15 protein-coding genes are annotated in these 19,063 nt (G+C 43.5%); 10 read left to right on the plus strand and 5 right to left on the minus strand.

Annotated features, from left to right (window positions below; genetic code table 11):
* Positions 1 to 159 precede the first annotated feature (159 nt).
* Together BW716_RS11255 and BW716_RS11260 are read right to left on the minus strand one after the other, a co-directional pair.
* The gene (locus BW716_RS11255) at positions 160 to 960 is read right to left on the minus strand and encodes a helix-turn-helix transcriptional regulator (RefSeq protein WP_083722651.1); all 801 of its coding nucleotides are present in this window, start codon (positions 958 to 960) and stop codon (positions 160 to 162) included.
* A gap of 77 nt (positions 961 to 1,037) precedes the next feature.
* The gene (locus tag BW716_RS11260) at positions 1,038 to 3,380 is read right to left on the minus strand and encodes an outer membrane beta-barrel family protein (protein WP_083722652.1); all 2,343 of its coding nucleotides are present in this window, start codon (positions 3,378 to 3,380) and stop codon (positions 1,038 to 1,040) included.
* A gap of 98 nt (positions 3,381 to 3,478) precedes the next feature.
* On the opposite strand from BW716_RS11260, the gene BW716_RS11265 reads away from it, so the two are divergent.
* From BW716_RS11265 to BW716_RS11280, 4 genes are all read left to right on the plus strand, one after another.
* Positions 3,479 to 4,933, plus strand: a complete 1,455-nt coding sequence (locus tag BW716_RS11265) for a sensor histidine kinase KdpD (protein WP_083722653.1) — start codon at positions 3,479 to 3,481, stop codon at positions 4,931 to 4,933.
* The gene (locus tag BW716_RS11270; protein WP_083722654.1) at positions 4,923 to 5,600 is read left to right on the plus strand and encodes a response regulator transcription factor; all 678 of its coding nucleotides are present in this window, start codon (positions 4,923 to 4,925) and stop codon (positions 5,598 to 5,600) included. Before BW716_RS11265 ends, BW716_RS11270 begins: the two co-directional genes overlap by 11 nt.
* A 153-nt stretch (positions 5,601 to 5,753) precedes the next feature.
* Positions 5,754 to 7,274 (plus strand): hypothetical protein, encoded by a 1,521-nt coding sequence (locus tag BW716_RS11275; protein WP_083722655.1) that lies wholly within the window; start codon positions 5,754 to 5,756, stop codon positions 7,272 to 7,274.
* 1 nt (position 7,275) lies between these two features.
* Positions 7,276 to 7,464 carry a hypothetical protein gene (locus tag BW716_RS11280; protein ID WP_143708826.1) on the plus strand — a complete coding sequence of 63 codons (189 nt, stop codon included), beginning with the start codon at positions 7,276 to 7,278 and terminating at the stop codon, positions 7,462 to 7,464.
* Between the two features lie 132 nt (positions 7,465 to 7,596).
* On the opposite strand, the gene msrA is transcribed toward BW716_RS11280, so the two are convergent.
* Entirely contained in the window at positions 7,597 to 8,091 is a 495-nt protein-coding gene (gene msrA, locus BW716_RS11285) for a peptide-methionine (S)-S-oxide reductase MsrA (protein WP_083722657.1), read from the minus strand.
* A gap of 156 nt (positions 8,092 to 8,247) precedes the next feature.
* Between msrA and BW716_RS11290 the strand changes: the two genes are divergently transcribed.
* The 6 genes from BW716_RS11290 to BW716_RS11315 are packed head-to-tail and all read left to right on the plus strand — an operon-like array spanning position 8,248 to position 17,023.
* On the plus strand, positions 8,248 to 8,673 hold the full coding sequence (locus BW716_RS11290; protein ID WP_083722658.1) for a hypothetical protein: 426 nt from the start codon (positions 8,248 to 8,250) through the stop codon (positions 8,671 to 8,673).
* Positions 8,674 to 8,696: 23 nt separating this feature from the next.
* Positions 8,697 to 13,700 carry a DUF4132 domain-containing protein gene (locus tag BW716_RS11295; protein WP_083722659.1) on the plus strand — a complete coding sequence of 1,668 codons (5,004 nt, stop codon included), beginning with the start codon at positions 8,697 to 8,699 and terminating at the stop codon, positions 13,698 to 13,700.
* Between the two features lie 2 nt (positions 13,701 to 13,702).
* Positions 13,703 to 13,999, plus strand: a complete 297-nt coding sequence (locus BW716_RS11300; protein WP_083722660.1) for a hypothetical protein — start codon at positions 13,703 to 13,705, stop codon at positions 13,997 to 13,999.
* Positions 13,996 to 14,301: a hypothetical protein gene (locus BW716_RS11305; protein ID WP_083722661.1), complete on the plus strand. Its 306-nt coding sequence runs from the start codon at positions 13,996 to 13,998 to the stop codon at positions 14,299 to 14,301. The genes BW716_RS11300 and BW716_RS11305 overlap by 4 nt, the downstream gene beginning before the upstream one ends.
* A 52-nt stretch (positions 14,302 to 14,353) precedes the next feature.
* Entirely contained in the window at positions 14,354 to 14,740 is a 387-nt protein-coding gene (locus BW716_RS11310) for a hypothetical protein (protein WP_083722662.1), read from the plus strand.
* 60 nt (positions 14,741 to 14,800) lie between these two features.
* The gene (locus tag BW716_RS11315; RefSeq protein WP_083722663.1) at positions 14,801 to 17,023 is read left to right on the plus strand and encodes a TonB-dependent receptor; all 2,223 of its coding nucleotides are present in this window, start codon (positions 14,801 to 14,803) and stop codon (positions 17,021 to 17,023) included.
* A 137-nt stretch (positions 17,024 to 17,160) separates the two neighbouring features.
* On the opposite strand, the gene BW716_RS11320 is transcribed toward BW716_RS11315, so the two are convergent.
* Positions 17,161 to 18,069: an AraC family transcriptional regulator gene (locus BW716_RS11320; protein ID WP_083722664.1), complete on the minus strand. Its 909-nt coding sequence runs from the start codon at positions 18,067 to 18,069 to the stop codon at positions 17,161 to 17,163.
* Between the two features lie 59 nt (positions 18,070 to 18,128).
* Positions 18,129 to 18,887 (minus strand): SDR family NAD(P)-dependent oxidoreductase, encoded by a 759-nt coding sequence (locus BW716_RS11325; protein ID WP_083722665.1) that lies wholly within the window; start codon positions 18,885 to 18,887, stop codon positions 18,129 to 18,131.
* Between the last annotated feature and the right edge of the window lie 176 nt (positions 18,888 to 19,063).

A 19,063-nucleotide genomic window follows, 5' to 3' on the forward strand; every position in this document is an offset into this window, starting at 1 on the left:
AATCATTCGCTGTTATCATATCTGGGAATAGTAAAAAATCATTGATTTTACCATTGAGGTAAATGATTCGCTGTTATCATATATGGGAATAGTAAAAATCATTGATTTTACCATTGAGGTAAATCATTCGCTGTTACCATCTCTGGGAAATAGTAAAATTTACCATTGAGGAGGTGTATTGAAAAAGCTGGATGGCGTGAGACCGGTGAATTGTTTGAAGGCTTTGTTGAAGTGTGCCTGGTCAAAGTAGCCGGCTTCGAGAGCAAGGTGGGTGAAGTCTTTAGAGGGATAGTTTTTAACGATGGATTGCATACGTACGAGGCTTGCAAATTGTTTTGGCGTAGTGCCGATCACTTTTCTGAAACGTTTTTCAAATGCATCCTGACTAATATAAAGGGAGGAGGCGAGTTGAGTGATATTTAAATTGCCCTGTTGTTCTTTGATTGCATTAGTAGCTGCTAATATTAACTGATCGGGTGTGCGGTGTTTGAGTTGTTGTAGTAGGAAATTTTCTACGATGCCGATGTAGTCAGTGCCTTCGCTCAGTTGATCTTCTAAGAAGGAAATGTCTACCAGGTTATCCAGTGAGATACTTTCATTGAAGAATTCATGTGCAGGGATGTCGAAGAAAGCATTGAGCCCTCCTTCTTTGAATAATATCAGCAGGTTGGAAGTGCCGGCATGATATTGAATGAGGCGGGGTGTTTTTCTCAGACCTGAGAGCGAGTAAGTAGGCAGTGATTCATTTTGGGAAGAGATATTGCCTTTTAACCGCAGTGCCAATACAGGTACGATGCCCGGTAATACCCTATTGACAATGAGTGCCTCGCTATCGATGATGCGGTAGCCATCGATGTAGGTTTGTAGAGAAGGGGACGGTATGTAGTTGTGAATTTTGATACTGAAAGGTAAAATATTTTTCAGATTTTTTGTAGTAGCACAGCAATAATAAGCAAACAATGAAAACCCATTTCATACCTGCAACTTATTGGGGCGATAGCAGGCGTGGCATTAAAGTTTGAGTAAAAAAGACGTGCTTATTGCGCACGTCTTTTTTCTTCTTCACTTGCGGTGTTTCTGTTTCTGGCGGCTTTGATGTCTTTGCCCAGGCGGAAGGAGAAACTCAATGTAGCCAGTCTCGATTCATTCTTATGATAGAAGGTACTTTGCTGATCAAGATAATTGATGCTTACCCGGTAAGTGAATGCATTGAAAATATCATTGGCGGTGAGGCGGAGGGTACCTTTACCTTTCAGCACATTTGCTTTTACACCCAGGTCTACTTCGCTCAACACCTTACTGCGATAGATATTCTGGATACCGGGGCCAATGTATTGAGCTGTTACTTCAGCAGCGATGCCATTCTTTTTATCGATGGTGAAAGTTTGATTCAACCGGCCATCGTAAGAGAACATTTTGATGTTGTAGTGCCCCTGCAGGTAAGCAGATTTTTCCTGTGTGAAGTAGCCACCTGCTTCTGCATTTATATCCCACCAGCTGGCCGGATGGAAGGCGGCTGAAATACGCAGACCGCTATTGATACTTGCACCCAGGTTTTGGTGGGTGATGTAGTAGGTCTTGGTAGCGTTGTCCTGTACCGTCACGTTGGTGAATATATTGCTGGTAGAAGTATAGTTCGCAGTAAGGGTGTAGTTTTCTTTGTAGGTGTAGGCCAATTCAATATTGTGCGTAAAGGCAGGCTGCAGGGCAGGATTGCCTACATAGTAATTGTACGGAGATGAATAATGTCTGGCTGGATTCATGCGTGCGTATTCAGGTCTGTCTATACGGTAGCTGTAAGTGAGCTGGAATTGGTTGTATTGTAAGTATAGTGTGGGGAAAAGTTTGAAGTAGCTACGTTTGTTTAAAGAATCAAGAGTGATGGAGTAGCCACGGGTGTTGGTGTATTCAGCTCTTAAGCCACCTTGTACAGTTAGTTTGTTGAAAGTGCCGGAGATACTGGTGTATAGTGCAGAAGTATTTTCTGTGTACCTGAAATGATTGCTTTTGTCTGGCATGAGTACATCGCTTTCGATGAAGGAGAATTTATTGTCGCTTTCGATGCTGCTATATTTGAAACCGGAGGTAAGGTTCCATTTATTGAGTGTGTAGACGTAATCTGCTTTGCCGGAGAGAATGTTGATGTGTTGTGTAGTCGGTGTATAAATGCGGTAATCATTATCGGAGTTTACATGTGCATAACTGCTGGTGGCGTATGGTGCGTAATCCAGATCTACATTAAAACTACGTTTACCACTATCCATTTTCAGGCTGTAGTTGATATTGTAGGTATAGCCACTGCCATATTTTTTATCGGTAGAGTTGGTTTGCAGGGTAGAGTCAAGGGTAGATTTGTCAGCACTGTATATGTTGGTTGGGATGTTCGCCTCGTTTTGTCCAGCGCGGTTATTGCCGGTGACGAGCACACCCAGTATCTGGTTATCAGTAAGTTGGTAATCAACACCGAGGCGGTAGTTGTGACTATTGGATGCCAGGATAGTGTGGTCGTTGGTTGCCCAGTAAGAATCGCCAAAATTGATATAGGTTCTGTTATCCATGTAGGTATGTTTATGGCCGTAACCATAGTTGCCATAGATATTCACTTTATCCTGGCGGTAGTTGAAAGTGGCGCTACCATTGTAGGAGCCGTATATACCTTGTATATAGTTGCCATTGAGAGCGAGGTTGATGCCTTGTTTCTTTACTTTTTTGGTGACAATATTGATGATAGATCCACCCTGCGCTTCGAAGCTGGCGGGGGGATTGGTAAGGACTTCGATTTTGGTGATCGTAGAAGAAGGAAGGCCCTGCAGGTAATTCACCAGGTCATCGCCGGAGAGGTGGAGCGGTTTGCCATCCATGTATACCTGCACGTTTTTGCGGTAAGCGGAGATGGAATTGTCAGAGTTGACAGTAACCCCGGGGGCTTTAGTCAGGGCTTCCCAGGAGGTGCCACCGCTGGCGATGATACTGTTTTCCACATTGAAGACCACGCGATCTGTCTGCCGCTCGATGAGTGGTTTGGCAGCGGAGACGGTGATGCCTTGTAGTTGTTTTTGATCTGCCTGCAGGGTAATATGGATAGAATCGGCAGGGAGTTGCCATTCTTTTGTATAGGGTTGATAACCCATGGATGTGGCGGTAAGGGTGTATGGGGCATTGGAAATACCATTCGGACCTTTGATGCCTTTTATGTCTTTGAGTGTAAAATGGCCCAGGTCGGTGATGGCGGTGGTGATGTATTTGTTTAGCTGGCTGAGGGTAATGGTAACGCCATCGAGCTGGTGACCTTCGGCATCGGTGACAGTGCCAGTGATACTGGACTGGGCGATTGCAAAAATCGGCATAAAGGTCAGGAGGAGTATGGAGATCATTTTCATGGAACAAACGTACTCCGATGTGATATTAAGGCCGGTTAAACTAGGTTAAATAAGGTTAAATCGTATTTTCGGGATGGTAAAGTCCCCATCTTTGTAGCATGAAATGGTTTTCTAAAAAATATGCATATCCTTTGGTGATAGTGGCGATGATCGTCAGTGTCATTTTGCAGGTGGCGTGGTTGAGTCAGTTGTACCGGTCGCAGGAGGTACAGGTGAAGCGTGAGCTGGATCAGGTGGTGAATAATGTGGTGAGGAGTAGTAATTTCCTGAGCTTATTGCCGGGGAATGAGGGGAATGACAACTTTCTGAGCTTTTTTCAGTCACCGGAGTGGTTGCAGTTTAAGGAGGCGTATAGCAGGATGAGGGGGCATAAGGTGATGAGCCGGTTTGATTCGGATTTGACGGGGGATAGTTCAATAGTAGATATCAGTATCAGGATACCGAATAAGAATTATGAGCGGAAGAAGCATAAGGTACAGCGCATTTTTGAACATGGAGAAACGGAGGAAGAGCAGTTGGCTTTAGATTCGGTAGAGTATAACCGGTTGGATAGTTTGGTGGATCAGGAGTTGTTGAAGAATCATCTTAGGGTGAAGTACTTTGTGGTAAAGTATGATTGGGAGACTGGGGCGATTTTAAATCATCATACGGCTGCGGAGATTCGGAAGGCGGATTATCATAGTGAGCCGTGTAGTTATAATATCCGGTTGTATAACAACTTTCAGTTGGTGGTGCCTTCATTGAGGGGGATTGTGTTTTACCAGATGCGGTATTATTTACTGTCTTCGTTTTTGATGTTGTTATTGACGGGGGCTGCGTTTTATTTTGTGTTTAGATTGTTGAAGCATCAGCATATATATGCGCAGGCGAGGATTGCATTTACGAGCAATATGACGCATGAGTTGAAAACGCCGGTGGCAGTGATGGAGGCTGCGTTGGATGCAATTACGAGGTATCAGTTGACGGCGGATCCGGAGAAGTTGTTGCAATATATCAATATTAGTAAGACGGAGTTGCACCGGCTCAATATGATGATAGAAAAGGTGCTGAATTTAGATGAGGTGGATAGTGGGGAGACGCGTTTACGGTCGGAGTTGTATGATGTGCAGCAGGGGTTGGAGCAGGTGGTGACATCGATGCAGTTGCAGAATAAGTCAGCAGGTATACATTATCATCCTTCTGAGGAGCCTTGTTTTTTGGATGGGGATCCGGTGCATTTGACGAATGTGTTTTATAATCTGATAGATAATGCGCTGAAGTATGGGGGGAAGGATGTGCGGGTGGATGTGAGTTGTACGTGTACAGAGGAGCACATTGTAATCAGTGTGAAGGATAATGGGCCGGGGATATCTAAGATTTATCATGCAAGGATATTTGAGCGGTTTTTTAGGGTGCAGGATAACGTGGATGTGCATAATGTGAAAGGATCCGGGTTGGGTTTGAATTATGTAAAGCAGATAGTAGAGAGGCATGGAGGGAAGATACGTGTGGTGAGTGAGTTGGGGAAGGGGAGTGAATTTATCATAGAATTACCTGTTTATAATGAAGTATAAAGTATTGTATGCAGAAGATGAGCTGACGTTGGCGCAAATCATTAGTGATGGTTTGGGGCAGAGTGGGTATGAGGTGGTGTTGGCGACGGATGGGAGCCAGGCGTTGGAATTATTCAGGAGTGCGCCGCCGGATATATGTGTGTTGGATGTGATGATGCCGGTGAAGGATGGGTATACATTGGCGGAGGATATCAGGAAGTTGGATGCGGGAGTGCCGATTATATTTTTGAGTGCGAAGTCATTGCCGGAAGATGTAATTAAGGGGTTTAAGAGTGGGGGAAATGATTATTTGCGGAAGCCGTTTAATATGGGGGAGTTGTTGATCCGGATGGAGTCATTGTTGAGTAGATTCGGAGGGCGGCAGCAGGTTGAGTCTGTGTATGTGTTTGGTAGTTGTAAGTTGGATCCGGTAACGCAGGAGTTGGAGACATCTGTGTCGAGGTATACGTTGTCTTATAAGGAGGCGGCGTTGTTGGAGTTGTTGTTGCAGCATAAGAATACGTTGGTGCCAAGGCAGGTGCCTTTGTTGAAGATATGGGGGGATGATACGTATTATAATGCGAGGAGTATGGATGTGTTTATGAGTCATTTGAGGAAGATGCTGAAGGGGGAGCCGGGGGTGCAGTTGATGAGTATTAGAGGGGCGGGTTATAAGTTGATTGTTTAAAATTTTACTGGGAGAATTATTTTTATCCAATTAGTTTTTTAGGATTGAGTAGAAGAAAAAAATATTTGTTTATCCGTTAGTATTGTCCTTACCTTGCGTATAAGAAAGACGCAACCAGATTAACCATTGTTTCACTTTTTAGTGCCCAAATTTATGGACAATACCATTGTTATTTGTTCCAATCCTGAAATACGAAGTATATTAATTCCACTGCTTCAGAAGGTATTTCAAGTGTCATTGGAGATTGCAGAAGATTTATTTGATACTCATTTGAAAGGACATATTGATCGGCTGAATAAGTCGATATGGTTTTTTATTGAGTGGCCTTATGTGGATAAGGTGTATAGGAGTAGTTATTATGCTCATTTTTCTTCGAAGAAGAGTGAGCATGGAAGGGATTGTATTCGGGTATCGCTATTTGAGGGGGAGATTGTAGCTGGGGATTTTAGGAGTAGTGAGGGGGTGAAGAGGATAACGGAGCAATATATGGGGTTTATGGTAGTGAGGCCGATCTTGCCGGGGATATTGGGCCGATCGGTGGTGGCGAAGGAGGCATTGAAGGTTTGTGATTTTGTGGCTTTGGAAGCGGAGTATCCGGTGTCTGTAAATGGGGTGAAGTTGGTGGCGAGGGGATTTTCGCATGCATCTCAGGATGCGGATATTAATACTTGTGCGGAGACTGCTTTGTGGACGGTGATGGAGCATTTGGGAGCTGTTCATAATGAGTATACTCCTTTGTTGCCTGCAGTACTTGTGAATGTTGTGAAGGATTATTCGCCGGAAAGGGAGCTGCCATCGGAGGGATTAAATGTAGAGCATATTTCATATGCATTGAAGAAATTCGGACCGGGGAGTAAAATATTTTGGAGGGAACAATTCAGGCATGAAGAATTCAAAAATATGCTTTCAACTTATGTAGCGAGTGGGTTGCCTATTATTATTGCATTACAAGGCGCATTTGGTGCACATGCGATCGTAGCTATTGGGCATGAAAAAACAACGAATGCCATGATAGATGCATTACCAGTAGTGAATGAAGTTGATCCTGCAAGTGTAGCAATACTTGCACATAAGGGAATCCAGATCTTTGATAATGATGATATTACCAGAAGGTTTGTATTTATGGATGATAACAGGCCTGCATATCAACTGGCGTATTTAGATGCTCCAACTGCTGAGTATTGGGAGGAACGATGGAAAAATAGTGAAATAACACACTTTATCGTTCCTTTTCATCCGGATATGCACCTTAAAGCAAAAGAAGCCAAAAGCAAATTTAAGACGATACTTTGCACGCCTGAGGTGAATATCGCACTGCATTCATCATTATTTATCCGGATGTTTTTAACATCCAGTGATTCATTTAGAGATCATCTGGCAAGGGACCCCTCTATTCCAAAACCATCAAAGGATGCTTTGTTAAAGAAGGTTATGCCGAGCTTTATTTGGGTTGGAGAGTTATCGACCAAAGAATTGATAAAACAAAGAAAGGGAATAGGACTGTTTGTCTTTGATGCAACTGATCTGGATGCGTTATCATACACACATTCATTTATAGCCGGTCTGTTTCAGGATAGGTTTCTTTATATGGATTATCCAACCAGGCAAGTAAAGTATTTAGATAATTCGTTCACTACATTCAATATATTCACTAACAATTTAAATGGTTTTTAATATGGCTGAATTTATTCAAAGTTTTGAAGAAATGGTCGAAGAAGCTAAGAGAGAGGGTAGATATCACGAGGGTAGTATTGCAGGTAATTTCGGACTGACCTTTGACGAAGCAGTTGCAGTGCGTATGAAATATTTTGAAAGGAGTCAGAGGATAGAAAAAGACTCGAAGTCTCCCATCAAGTGCGTTTAAAACTTCCTCATCAAACCAAAGGCCGCTCACCGAGCCGCCTTTGGTTTATTCACTATTCGGGCGGAAAGGTAATATAAAATAAAAAAGCCTGCTGATAATCATCAGCAGGCCCTGGTATATATAACTTTAATCTTATTTCGTCAATGCCCATTCTGGACGGATATAATGACAGGTGTATCCATTCGGATGTTTCTGTAAATAATCCTGGTGCTCCTCTTCTGCATCCCAGAAATCTCCCGCAGGTACTACCTCTGTTACGATCGGATTAGGATAGATCTTTGCCGCATCCAGTTCTTTTATCAGCGCTTCAGCCGTTTCCTGCTGTGCTGCATCCAGGTAAAAGATAGCAGACCGGTAAGACATACCGATATCATTCCCCTGACGATTCCGGGTAGTCGGATTATGAATCTGGAAAAAGAATTCCAGCAACTGGCGATAAGAAATCACCTCAGGATTGAATTCTATTTTGATGCCCTCTGCATGGGAGCCATGATTCCGATATGTCGCGTTTGGCACATCACCACCCGTATAACCCACATGCGTATTGATCACACCCGGTAATTCACGGATGAGCTCTTCTACACCCCAAAAACAACCACCAGCAAGTATTGCAGTTTGATTAGCCATGTTATCTACTTTTATTACTGATAAATATCATCTTTTATGCCAAAGGGGAATATACAGTCATTTTAGCAGTTAATGGGCGCACTCTGTCAAAAATGGAGATCATTCGTCAGATAATTTATATATATTGCCACCGGATTGTTTAAATTTTTAACCCTGATGTTCGTAATTGTCAACATTAAACAAGCGGGACGTAAACATGCCATTCTTGAAAAACAAAAAATAGAGCTGGATGACATTGGACCCAAACCTACTGTGAAGGAGCTGATCACTGCCGTGGTCAAACAACAGGTACATGCATACAATACTAAAAAACCAGGAACTAATGCATTGCCATACCTGACCAGTGAACAAATGGAGGGACAAGCTGCCAATGGCAAGATCGGTTTTGGAAGCATTTACAATGAAGAAAAAGCAGATCTGACCAAAGCGCAGGAAACAGCACTACTGGCGTTTGAAGATGGTATGTATGCCATATTTGCCAACGAGGAAGAACTGAAACAATTAAGTGATCATTTTGACCTTAACCCTGATACAGTTATCACCTTTATTCGATTAACATTTCTTTCCGGTAGTATTTGGTAGCCGGACCCAAAAATCATTTTACAATGAATGCAAAAGAATTCCTCGACACGAGGATACTTCCAGATTTTGAGAAAAACCTCACTACCACTTTACAGTCTGTGTACAAGGGCGAAGCCACACACGAACTACTTACGAAACGTAATGCCGAAGTAGCACTGCTACTATTGGGACAATTAGAGGGCTACACTGTCAGATACAATGATTTTACTACTGAGATCCAATACGGAAGCCCACGTTATGAGGGCATGGTGAAATTGCTGCCTGATAATGAGTGGGATGATCCTGAAATGTATAACCTGCTCCGTTATATCTTTGGCGATGAGAAAGCGGTGTATGTGCGTATTGCATGGAAGAAATTCCCACGACTCACCTATCAGAAAGGCTATTATCGCCGCTCTTTCCGCTCTCCGGGCAAGAGAGAATTGTACCTGCCCAATCAGCTGGATTTCCTGGTGAATACCATCTTCCAGGTACATCAAAAGGAATACGGTCATTCTTATTCCTTCATTGTTTACAATACGACTTTGCAGGAACAGATTATCTGGGACCATCAGCGATCTATGGGATACCTGTATTATATATGGGCGGCAGCACTGGATGATGGGAATGAAGAAATTTTCCAGGTATTAGAAAATATTATTTTCAATAAAGAAGAAACCGGAAAGGTCTCCCACAATATCATCAAAGCATTGTTGATGAGTGAACGGGAAGATTGCTGGGGGCTGGTAGAGAAATTATTGATTGCTGCACAGCGACAGGAAGGTCTGCGACAAAGCATCGTTGAATCGATTGATACCAGTACAATCGGGGCTTTCAGACATATGATCAAAGTCATTGCTGATAATAAGCTCAACCGGTTTGCTGCTGTGATCAGGGCGATTGATGTATGGGCTGGGGTGAGCTGGGAAGCGGAAAAGGAATCGGCGATCAATGCTTTTCTCAGCAAAGCATGTACCTATATGTTTGAAACTTCCCAGATTCCGGAAGGTGTTAAATGCAAGAATAATGCAGACGTATATATGGCCCTCTGGGCACAGGGTGTGTATGATGTAGAACAGACATTGCCTTATTTGCAGGAGTTGATGCAGGCGAAGTCGGAAGAGAAGCGGGTGGTAGCTGTGAAGTTTGCACACGAAGCAGGTCACTTTCAACTGGATCTACCCGTGATCATGGCGGGCATTGAAGATGAAAGTCTGGCAGTCAATGCAATCGCTGTGGATATGTTGAACAAACGTTTGTACTACAATCCTCCCCACTATGATACGTACTACCCGGGATTGTTTGATAAACTGCACCGGATCCTGCAACGCTCTGAAGTAAAGGAAAAGAACTTCAACGGTATTGCATTTTCCTGGCTGAATCTCACTTATAGCAGGAGTAATGTTCTCTCTGCTATGCTCACACTGGTATTAGAATACCAGGAACGACTGGATATTGTACTCTCCTACTTTGATGAAATGGCCCTGGATGTAAAAGAGAAACTCGCCAGGGTAATGCTGCCTGGATATGCCGTGTACCATTTTGATACTACTAAGCCAGTAAAGGCTATTACACAGTTTCAGCGCAACTTTGCCATGCGCATCATTAAAGAGAAAGGCGACTTCCTGCAAAAGACTGCTTTCAATGTACTGGATACATTACAATTGGATGAAGAGGAGAATGCCGTATTGATTGATATGCTGAAACGAAAGAGCAGCGGTATGAGAAGCCGGGCGATCGGGATCCTGTTGAATCAAACGGATGCTTTGTTGCTGAATGGGGTGACTGCATTGCTGCAAGGTGATGTTGAACAGCGTCTTGCTGGTCTGGACATTGCCAGTCAGTGTAAACAGCAGGGTCGTTTGACAGCTGAGATCAAACCTTTGCTGGATGCATTTAAAGAAAGGAAGAATATTTCTCCGAAGGAGGAAATCTTACTCAATCAGCTCACCACTGAAAATGCGACCATCGTTTATAATGAGGAGAATGGATATGGTTTGTATGATCCCGCATTGATACAGGCAGTTGTGAGACCTGTGGTGGATGAGAACGATTACTATGGTAAATGCCTTGCTGAAGGACCATATGGCGTATCTAAACCCACAGCATACATTCAGGGTGAAATCAAAAAACTGATTGACCTGTTCCTTGCAAATCAGGATCATGAGTACGACGTGGAGACGTATGACGAAGCGAATTATAAACTGCTGCTGGGGAATGCCTTTCGTAGCAAGCATTACAGAGCGCCTGAAGGACAGACACCGGAAGAACAATACGCCAGCTATCCATTGCCTGAAATATGGAAACAATGGTTTGAACAATCCGGGTTACAGCCAAGAGATCTGTATATACTGGATGGTGTTGCAGCTAACCAATACAATTATGCATACCTGAATGTAGATTCGTTGGCAGCCTCATTTATTCCTAAAATGGATCTCTTCCTGCCGGATGATGTTACGAAGGAAGTGCGCACTGGTAAGCTGCACCTGGTTACAGGTATCATCGGTGCGCTGCGATTGATTTTCCCATTTAAGGAAAAAACAGAATTCCTGATTGGGGCCACTACCCGATTGTTTGCAGGTATTCCTGATGAGCGACTTACTTCAGGAAATTATAATTATGGCTGGCAGGCAGATCAGAATCTGAACTGGTTCTTATTAAAGATCAATGTGTCTGAGATCCCGGATCACCTGCTGCCTGCTGTCTGGCAACTCTATCACTGGCGGCAGTTTAGTGGACTGAAGGAGAATATCATGGTCGCTATGCCGCCATTGGATCTATTCTGTAGCGCATTTAGCAAAGATGTAATTTCTGAAAGCGAAATGTACAGAGGAATCTTGTCCCGTAATCATATCCGTGAATTATCCACAAAGCGCAGGTATAGGGGACAGCGTGATTATTTCGCTGACTATCCTTTCCTGCAAGCTATGTATAACCGTGTGAGAGAACACCTGCTGGATATTGAATTGAAACGTGGTGATTCTGCTACGCCTGTATCTGCTTTTGTTACTGAAATAGAAAGACTGGAAGGTATACATCGTTTTGCCCAGATACTGGCTGGCTTGGGCAAAGACTCCCTGCATAAAGGATACATTTATTCTGCTGATCATAAAAATAAACAACAGCTATTCAGTTCGCTACTTAAAAAATGTTATCCATCTGCCACCGATACGCAGGAGAAATTTAATGAGGCAATGAAAGCTATCAGTGTAAAAGAAGAACGATTGATAGAAGCAGCGGTATATGCGCCACAATGGCAACAGCTGGTAAGTGGTTGTCTGAACTGGAAAGGATTGGATACCGCTATCTGGTGGTTGCATGTGCATACTAAGTCTGATGCCTATTCAGCTAAGAATGCGGATTTTGAAAGTGCTGTTGCATTGTATACCTCTATCGAACTGCAGGACTTCAAAGATGGTGCGGTGGATAAAGATTGGTTCCAGCAAGCGTACAAGGAAATAGGTAAAGACCGTTGGCAGAAAGTATATAATGCAGCAAAATACATCAGTGATGGGAATGGTCATCGCAGGGCGCGTTTGTATGCCGATGTGATCACCGGAGATCTGAAGATCAAAGAGGTGACACAAAAGGTGAAAGAAAAAAGGGACCAGGATTACCTGCGTATGTATGGATTGATTCCGTTGAGCAAGGCGAATGCACAAAAGGATATACTTGGCAGATATGAATACATCCAGCAATTCAAAAAGGAAAGCAAACAGTTTGGTGCGCAAAAGCAAACCAGCGAAGGCATTGCGATCCGTATTGCTATGGAGAACCTGGCAAGGAATGCCGGATATGCTGATCCGATGCGCTTAAGCTGGGCCATGGAAACCAAACAGGTGCAGAATATTCTTTCTAAAGAAACACAGGTGCAATATGATGATGTATTGATAGGTCTGATCATTGAAGAGGATGGTGAAGCAGATGTTGTCGCTTTTAGGGGGGATAAAAAACTGGCTGCTGTACCGGCGAAATACAAGAAGGATAAGAAAGTACTGGAACTACAGGAGTTTAAGAAAACACTGAAAGAGCAATTCCGTCGTTCCCGCAAATCACTGGAAGAAGCCATGGTAAGAGGCGATGGTTTTGAAGCGCCAGAGCTGGCTAATTTGTTTAGTCATCCAGTGATAGCAAAGCATTTGGAAAAGCTGGTGTTTGTGACGGATAAAGGCCATGGTTTCTGGAGAGATAATAGGTTGGTATCAGCAAAAGGTGAGCAGTTTGCAATAAAGCCGGATGCATTGGTTCGCATAGCGCACTGTACAGATCTCTATGCCAGTGGTAGCTGGGGCGATTATCAGCATTATTGTTTTGAACAGCGCTTACAACAACCTTTCAAACAGATCTTCCGTGAGCTATATACCCCATTGGCAGAAGAGCTGGAAGAGAAATCCATCTCCCGCCGTTATGCCGGACACCAGGTACAGCCAGCGAAGACGGTGGCATTGCTGAAGTCAAGAGGCTGGAAAGTAGATCATGAAGCAGGTTTGCAAAAGGCATTTCATAAAGAAGGCTTTGTGGTGAAGATGTATGCACAGGCGAACTGGTTCTCTCCTGCGGAAGTAGAATCGCCGGTGTTGGAGCAGGTAATCTTCCATGATCTGAAGACTTATAAGAACATAGCATTCAAAGACATCGATCCCCGCATTTTCAGTGAGGTCATGCGTGATATAGACCTGGTAGTGAGTGTGGCGCATGTAGGTGGTGTAGATCCGGAGGCGAGTCACTCCACTATCGAAATGAGGGCAGTATTGCTGGCAGAGACGACACGATTGTTTAAACTGGACAATGTGCAGGTAATCGGTAATCACGCCAAAATTAAGGGGCAATACGGCGAATACAGCGTACACCTGGGCAGTGCTATTGTGCACATGATGCCGGGAAGGTACCTGTCTATTCTGCCGGTGCATTCTCAGCAAAGAGGGAGGTTGTTCCTGCCATTTGCAGACGACGATCCGAAGTCGGCCGAAGTGATGTCCAAGGTATTGTTGCTCGCAAGGGACAAAGAGATCCAGGATCCGACCATTATTCAGCAGTTAACGTTTTGATTATGTATAACTTAGAATGGGGTGAGGTCACCCCCGAGGCCACGAACATCATTACAAATGAGTGTCTGTACATCTACAACCATACCCTCAAAACGGAGGTGGATGTAGACAGAACGATCCGGTTTGTAGTGGGAAGATTACGGTTTTATGATGTGCAATTGCCCCGATCGGCAAAGCACAGGGTAAAAATCGACGCCAGGGGGCAGGAGATCTCTCTATCGACAATTAACTTGTTGAAAGACAGGATTTCTCAATTGTACAATCATCCTAAATTACTAAGTGTAGATATCATATTATGAGTTTTAATATCATGGCTGAAAACACAGGGCCGCTGGATTTCGTGAAAATACAGCAGGCATTTTATGCACCGGGTTTGCCTTTTGAATTAGTTCCTATGCCTGGGCTGGGTATAAACGGGGGCGATGCATTGGGTATCTGTGTGCCATTGAAACAGGCGAATGATGCTACCTGGAAGCAATTAAAACCTGTACTTCGGCAATTGAGACGCAAGTTTCATTGCGATGTATATGAGTTATATGACGGTCAGAAACTGGGATGTCTGAATTCGGGTAAGATCAGGCGCAACCTCTTGCTGAAATAATATACATCTTATCTGAAATTATATACATCCTGAGTTGTACCTTTGCTGGTACATGAAAAGGGTAACTGCAATATGTTTATTACTGCTTTACTCCCTGACACTGGTAGGTCTGGGTGTAAAGCAGTTTTATTGTTGTGGTAAACTGGCGGAAGTGTCTGTCGGACTGGCCAGTGCCGATGGGCATCATTGTGAGATGGATCAACAACATAAGGGTTGTTGTGAAACGACATTTAAGACCCTGAAGGTAGAGGATAGTCATTTCTCTGCTACACATGTGAATGTGCCTGCTACTTTCTTCTTTACGCTATTGAATGTACAGCTCAATTCATGGAGTGTTCCACCTGTTATAGATCTGCCTTACCAGTTTAATTATGGTAATGGGCCACCACTATATAATATTATCCCCAGCTATATTCTGAACTGTAATTATAGAGTTTGATACCCCCGTGTTTGTTTAAATAGCCAACTGCAATTTTTTTCCTTTTTAATTTAGATTTATATGTATAAGCTTATTATGCTAATAGGTTTCCTATTATGCTATGTTAATATCCTATCCGCACAAAAACACACATCCATAAATGTATCCGGCGTTTGTGACCAATGTCAGCATAGAATTGAAACTGCCGCAAAGGGCAATGGGGTGAATATGGCGCATTGGGATGTAGCGACTAAAACCCTGCAGCTGGAATATGATCCTTCTCAGACTAATTTGAATACGATTGAAGAGCGTATACTGAAAGTAGGTCACGATGTAGATAGCAGGAAGGCCAGTGCGAAGGCTTACAATGCACTGCCAGAATGTTGTCATTACAGGGTGAATGAGCAGCAGTTGAAAGAATTTACGGTGAGTTCAAGGGTGAAGACTACGCAAATATCTTCGCTGGCTACAGCAAGAACAGAAATAGTAACGAGTAAAGAATTGTTGAAAGCAGCTTGTTGTAATCTGAGTGAGAGTTTTGAAACCAATCCTTCAGTAGATGTATCTTACAATGATGCGATCACGGGCTCCAAGCAGATACAGCTATTAGGGCTGAGTGGGAATTATACACAGTTGACAGTGGAAAACCTGCCTGGTCCAAGAGGATTGGCTACGCCCCTGGGACTGAATTCAATTGCGGGGCCTTGGGTAGAATCTATCCAGCTGACCAAAGGGATTGGTTCTGTAGCCAATGGTTATGAAAGCATAGCCGGACAAATCAATGTGGAATTAAAGAAACCAGAGAGCAGTGAACAATTATATGCCAATGTGTATGTGAATGATTTTGGCAAGACGGATGTGAATGTGAATCTGGCGCAGAAGATCAATTCAAAATGGTCAGTAGGGTTGTTATTGCATGACGACTTTCTGACGAATAAGAAAGTAGATTTCACCAGGGATGGTTTTAGAGATGTGCCGACGGGCAATCTGTTCAGTGCTGTGAACAGGTGGAAGTATGATAATGGCAAAGGGTTCATGACCATCTTTGGTGTGAAGGTGTTGAAGGATGAAAAGAAGGGAGGACAGATCGATTATAAATCCGGTTCTTCTTTGTATGGATTGGGGATCAATACTGACAGATATGAAGCGTTTGCAAAGATCGGGTATACCTTTCCGGCGAAGCCTTATAAAAGCGTTGGTTTGCAGTTAGCCGGAATTAGTCATACGCAGAATTCCTTCTTTGGATTGACGAAGTATGATGGTGATCAGAAGAGTGTGTATGCGAACCTGATCTATCAATCAATTATTGGTAGTACGACCCATAAATTCAGAACAGGGTTTAGCTTTTTGAATGATGATTACAACGAGTCATACAATGCGCTGAAGTATAAAAGAACAGAGGTGGTACCGGGTGCATTTTTTGAATACACATTTGCACCGGTGGAGAAATTCAGTGTGGTAGCTGGTTTGCGTGGAGATAATAACAGCCTGTTTGGTTTTTTCCTGACACCCCGCATCCATGTCAGGTATGAGCCTATTCCGGGTACAACAGTACGTGTAAGTGCGGGTAGAGGTCAGCGAACAGCGAATATACTGGCGGAGAATATGAGTGTGATGGCGAGTGCGAGAACGTTACAGATCTTAGGGGCGACAGATGGAAAAGCGTATGGATTGAATCCTGAAGTAGCGTGGAATAAAGGGATGAGTATAGATCAGAAACTGACATTATTTGGTCGTGATGCGATGGTGAGTGTGGATTATTTCAGGAATGATTTTAATAATCAGGTGGTAGTAGATGTAGAAAACCCTACAGCGGTGAAGTTTTATAATTTGAATGGGAAGTCTTATTCAAATAGTATGCAGGCGGAGATTACAGCAGAGCCGTTGCCAAAGCTGGATGTGCGGGTAGCTTACCGTTATTTTGATGTAAAGACGACTTATAGTGGTACCTTAAAACAGCGGCCGCTGACGGCTAAGCATCGTGTATTTGCAAATCTGGCCTATGGGGTGAAGACCTGGAAGTTTGATTATACAGTGAATTACAATGGACCAAAGCGTATACCAATGACGGCGGTGAGTCCGGAGGCGTATTCACAGCGTTATGTGACGATGAATGCACAGGTGAGTAAGACATTTGCGAAGAAACTGGATATTTATGTTGGGGCAGAGAACCTGACTAATTTTTACCAGAAGGATCCGGTGATCAATGCGGGACAGCCGTTTAGTGCTGGTTTTGATGCGAGTATGGTGTGGGGACCGGTGATTGGAAGAATGTTTTACGGAGGACTGAGATATAAAATTTAATGATTGCATAATGGGGGCATAGGTTGTTAAAATTATTTATATAATTTGGCGCCGTAAAACCTGGTCCCCATTATTACATGAAGAGGAAATTCCTTTATAAGGACGAGCATTCGCACAAATGAGGTCATGAGAGGAAACTATGTTCTGAAAGTAAGCGGCGCAGCAGCTGTTTGTTTTTTGAAATAATTAGAGAAGTGTGATACCTCATCAAAACCTAACACATATGCAATATCAGCAACACTCCAGCTAGTTTGTTTGAGCAGGACCTTAGCTTCTTCTACCAGGCGTTTGCTGATGAGTTCTGAAGTAGTACGACCTGTGGATTCTTTCAATACTTTATTCAGGTGGTTTACATGTACCGCCAACCGGTCTGCGTATTCTTTTGGAGTACGCAGACTTAGTCTTTGCTCAGGAGATTCCAATGGGAACTGTCTTTCCAGTAGTTCTAAGAACAACATGGAAATACGTTGAGAGGCGTTTTGTGCGGGATTGAGTGCAGTAAGTGGTTGTAACTTTTGACCATAATGGATGAGCTCCATAACGAGGTTACGGAGTAAGTCGAATTTGAATTTGTAATCAGCATCCAGTTCTTTCTGCATTTTTCTGAAGATATAAGCTACTTCCTGTGCTTCTTCTTCACTTAAATGAAATAGTGGCACATGACCGGGTTGGAATAGTGGTAATTCTTCCAATACGACACCTGATTTGCGGGGCATGAGAAAATCAGCTGTAAAGATGCAGAAGAGGCCATGCTGGTTGCTATCAGCGGGGATCCAGTGATAAGGAATTTTTGGGGTGGCGAAGAGGAGGGCATTTTGTTCAACTTCGATCACTTTGTCAGCATATTCTGCACGGCTTTTGCCATTGAGCCAGCTGATCTTATAGTAAGCTCTGCGGCTGTAGGGCATGATGCGGTTACCGGTGGCTTTGTCAAAGAGTTTTTGAGGGTCGAAGACATTGAAATGTCCTGTATCCTTTGTAATGCCGGCAGGAAAGGTGGCGGCGTTACGTTTGTAAAATTCTTCGAGAGAGGTAGTGGTAAGCATATGATAAAGGTAGTAATTAGTTAAATGCCTGCCGTACACAGTGCGGCAGGCATTTTTTATTATACAAGCATCCCACCGGAAGCCTCTATTCTTTGTCCATTCACCCAACGTGCATCCTCTGTACACAGGAAAGCTATTGCACCACCAATATCTTCTGCTGTTCCTACTCTGCCTAAGGCAGTAACCCCAGCGACTGTTTTTTGTGTATCTGAACTGTTTCGGAGGTGTGCACCGCCAAAATCGGTCATAGTAGCACCTGGTGCGACTACATTTGCCCTGATGCTTCTGCTGCCGAGTTCTTTTGCGAGGTAGCGGGTGAAGGTTTCGACTGCACTTTTAAAAGATGCATAAACAGAAGATCCAGGGAATGATACACGTGTCAGACCAGATGAGATATTTACGATGCCACCGCCGTCATTCAGGAGAGTGAGGAGTTTTTGTGTTAGGAAATACACGCCTTTGAAGTGTACATTCAGCAGGTCGTCGAAGAAGGCTTCGGTGACTTCGGTGATGGCGCCGTATCCACCCTGTCCAGCATTGTTGATCAGGTAATCAAAGTGGTCTGTACCGAAGTGGGTACTTAAGGTGTTTTTTACCTGTGTGGCGAAGTCTTCGAAGGTGCTGATCATGCCGGTGTTCAGTTGAAGAGTAGCGGCTTTTTGACCTTTTGCTTCGATTGCTGCGACTACAGATTGTGCATCTTCGATGCGGGTATTGTAAGTGATGATGATATCCAGTCCTTTATCAGCCAGTTTTAAAGCTGAGTCGCGGCCTATGCCGCGGCTGCCGCCGGTGATGAGTGCTATTTTGTTTGCCATTGTTTGTAATGTTTACAGCAAAGTTAACAGCGGATTGGCGGGTGGTGTTTAAAGGAATCAATCTGTTTTTTGCAAAAATCAAATCATTCTGGAAAATGATTTGATTTTTGCTTCAGTTATTGGAGGTAGAATTTAATAGTTTTTGAGAATGGCCTGGATCCAGCAGCAGTTCATGG

This window comes from [Flexibacter] sp. ATCC 35208 (genome assembly GCF_001975825.1).
GTDB lineage: Bacteria > Bacteroidota > Bacteroidia > Chitinophagales > Chitinophagaceae > Chitinophaga.

What these genes read in the sequence shown, in the direction of transcription:
- BW716_RS11275 (WP_083722655.1), top strand. Translation starts at nt 5,754, where the DNA reads ATGGACAATACCATTGTTATTTGTTCCAATCCTGAAATACGAAGTATA.
- BW716_RS11260 (WP_083722652.1), bottom strand. Translation starts at nt 3,380, where the DNA reads ATGAAAATGATCTCCATACTCCTCCTGACCTTTATGCCGATTTTTGCA.
- BW716_RS11270 (WP_083722654.1), top strand. Translation starts at nt 4,923, where the DNA reads ATGAAGTATAAAGTATTGTATGCAGAAGATGAGCTGACGTTGGCGCAA.
- BW716_RS11310 (WP_083722662.1), top strand. Translation starts at nt 14,354, where the DNA reads ATGAAAAGGGTAACTGCAATATGTTTATTACTGCTTTACTCCCTGACA.
- BW716_RS11300 (WP_083722660.1), top strand. Translation starts at nt 13,703, where the DNA reads ATGTATAACTTAGAATGGGGTGAGGTCACCCCCGAGGCCACGAACATC.
- BW716_RS11325 (WP_083722665.1), bottom strand. Translation starts at nt 18,887, where the DNA reads ATGGCAAACAAAATAGCACTCATCACCGGCGGCAGCCGCGGCATAGGC.
- BW716_RS11305 (WP_083722661.1), top strand. Translation starts at nt 13,996, where the DNA reads ATGAGTTTTAATATCATGGCTGAAAACACAGGGCCGCTGGATTTCGTG.
- BW716_RS11295 (WP_083722659.1), top strand. Translation starts at nt 8,697, where the DNA reads ATGAATGCAAAAGAATTCCTCGACACGAGGATACTTCCAGATTTTGAG.
- BW716_RS11290 (WP_083722658.1), top strand. Translation starts at nt 8,248, where the DNA reads ATGTTCGTAATTGTCAACATTAAACAAGCGGGACGTAAACATGCCATT.
- BW716_RS11265 (WP_083722653.1), top strand. Translation starts at nt 3,479, where the DNA reads ATGAAATGGTTTTCTAAAAAATATGCATATCCTTTGGTGATAGTGGCG.
- msrA (WP_083722657.1), bottom strand. Translation starts at nt 8,091, where the DNA reads ATGGCTAATCAAACTGCAATACTTGCTGGTGGTTGTTTTTGGGGTGTA.
- BW716_RS11320 (WP_083722664.1), bottom strand. Translation starts at nt 18,069, where the DNA reads ATGCTTACCACTACCTCTCTCGAAGAATTTTACAAACGTAACGCCGCC.
- BW716_RS11280 (WP_143708826.1), top strand. Translation starts at nt 7,276, where the DNA reads ATGGCTGAATTTATTCAAAGTTTTGAAGAAATGGTCGAAGAAGCTAAG.
- BW716_RS11315 (WP_083722663.1), top strand. Translation starts at nt 14,801, where the DNA reads ATGTATAAGCTTATTATGCTAATAGGTTTCCTATTATGCTATGTTAAT.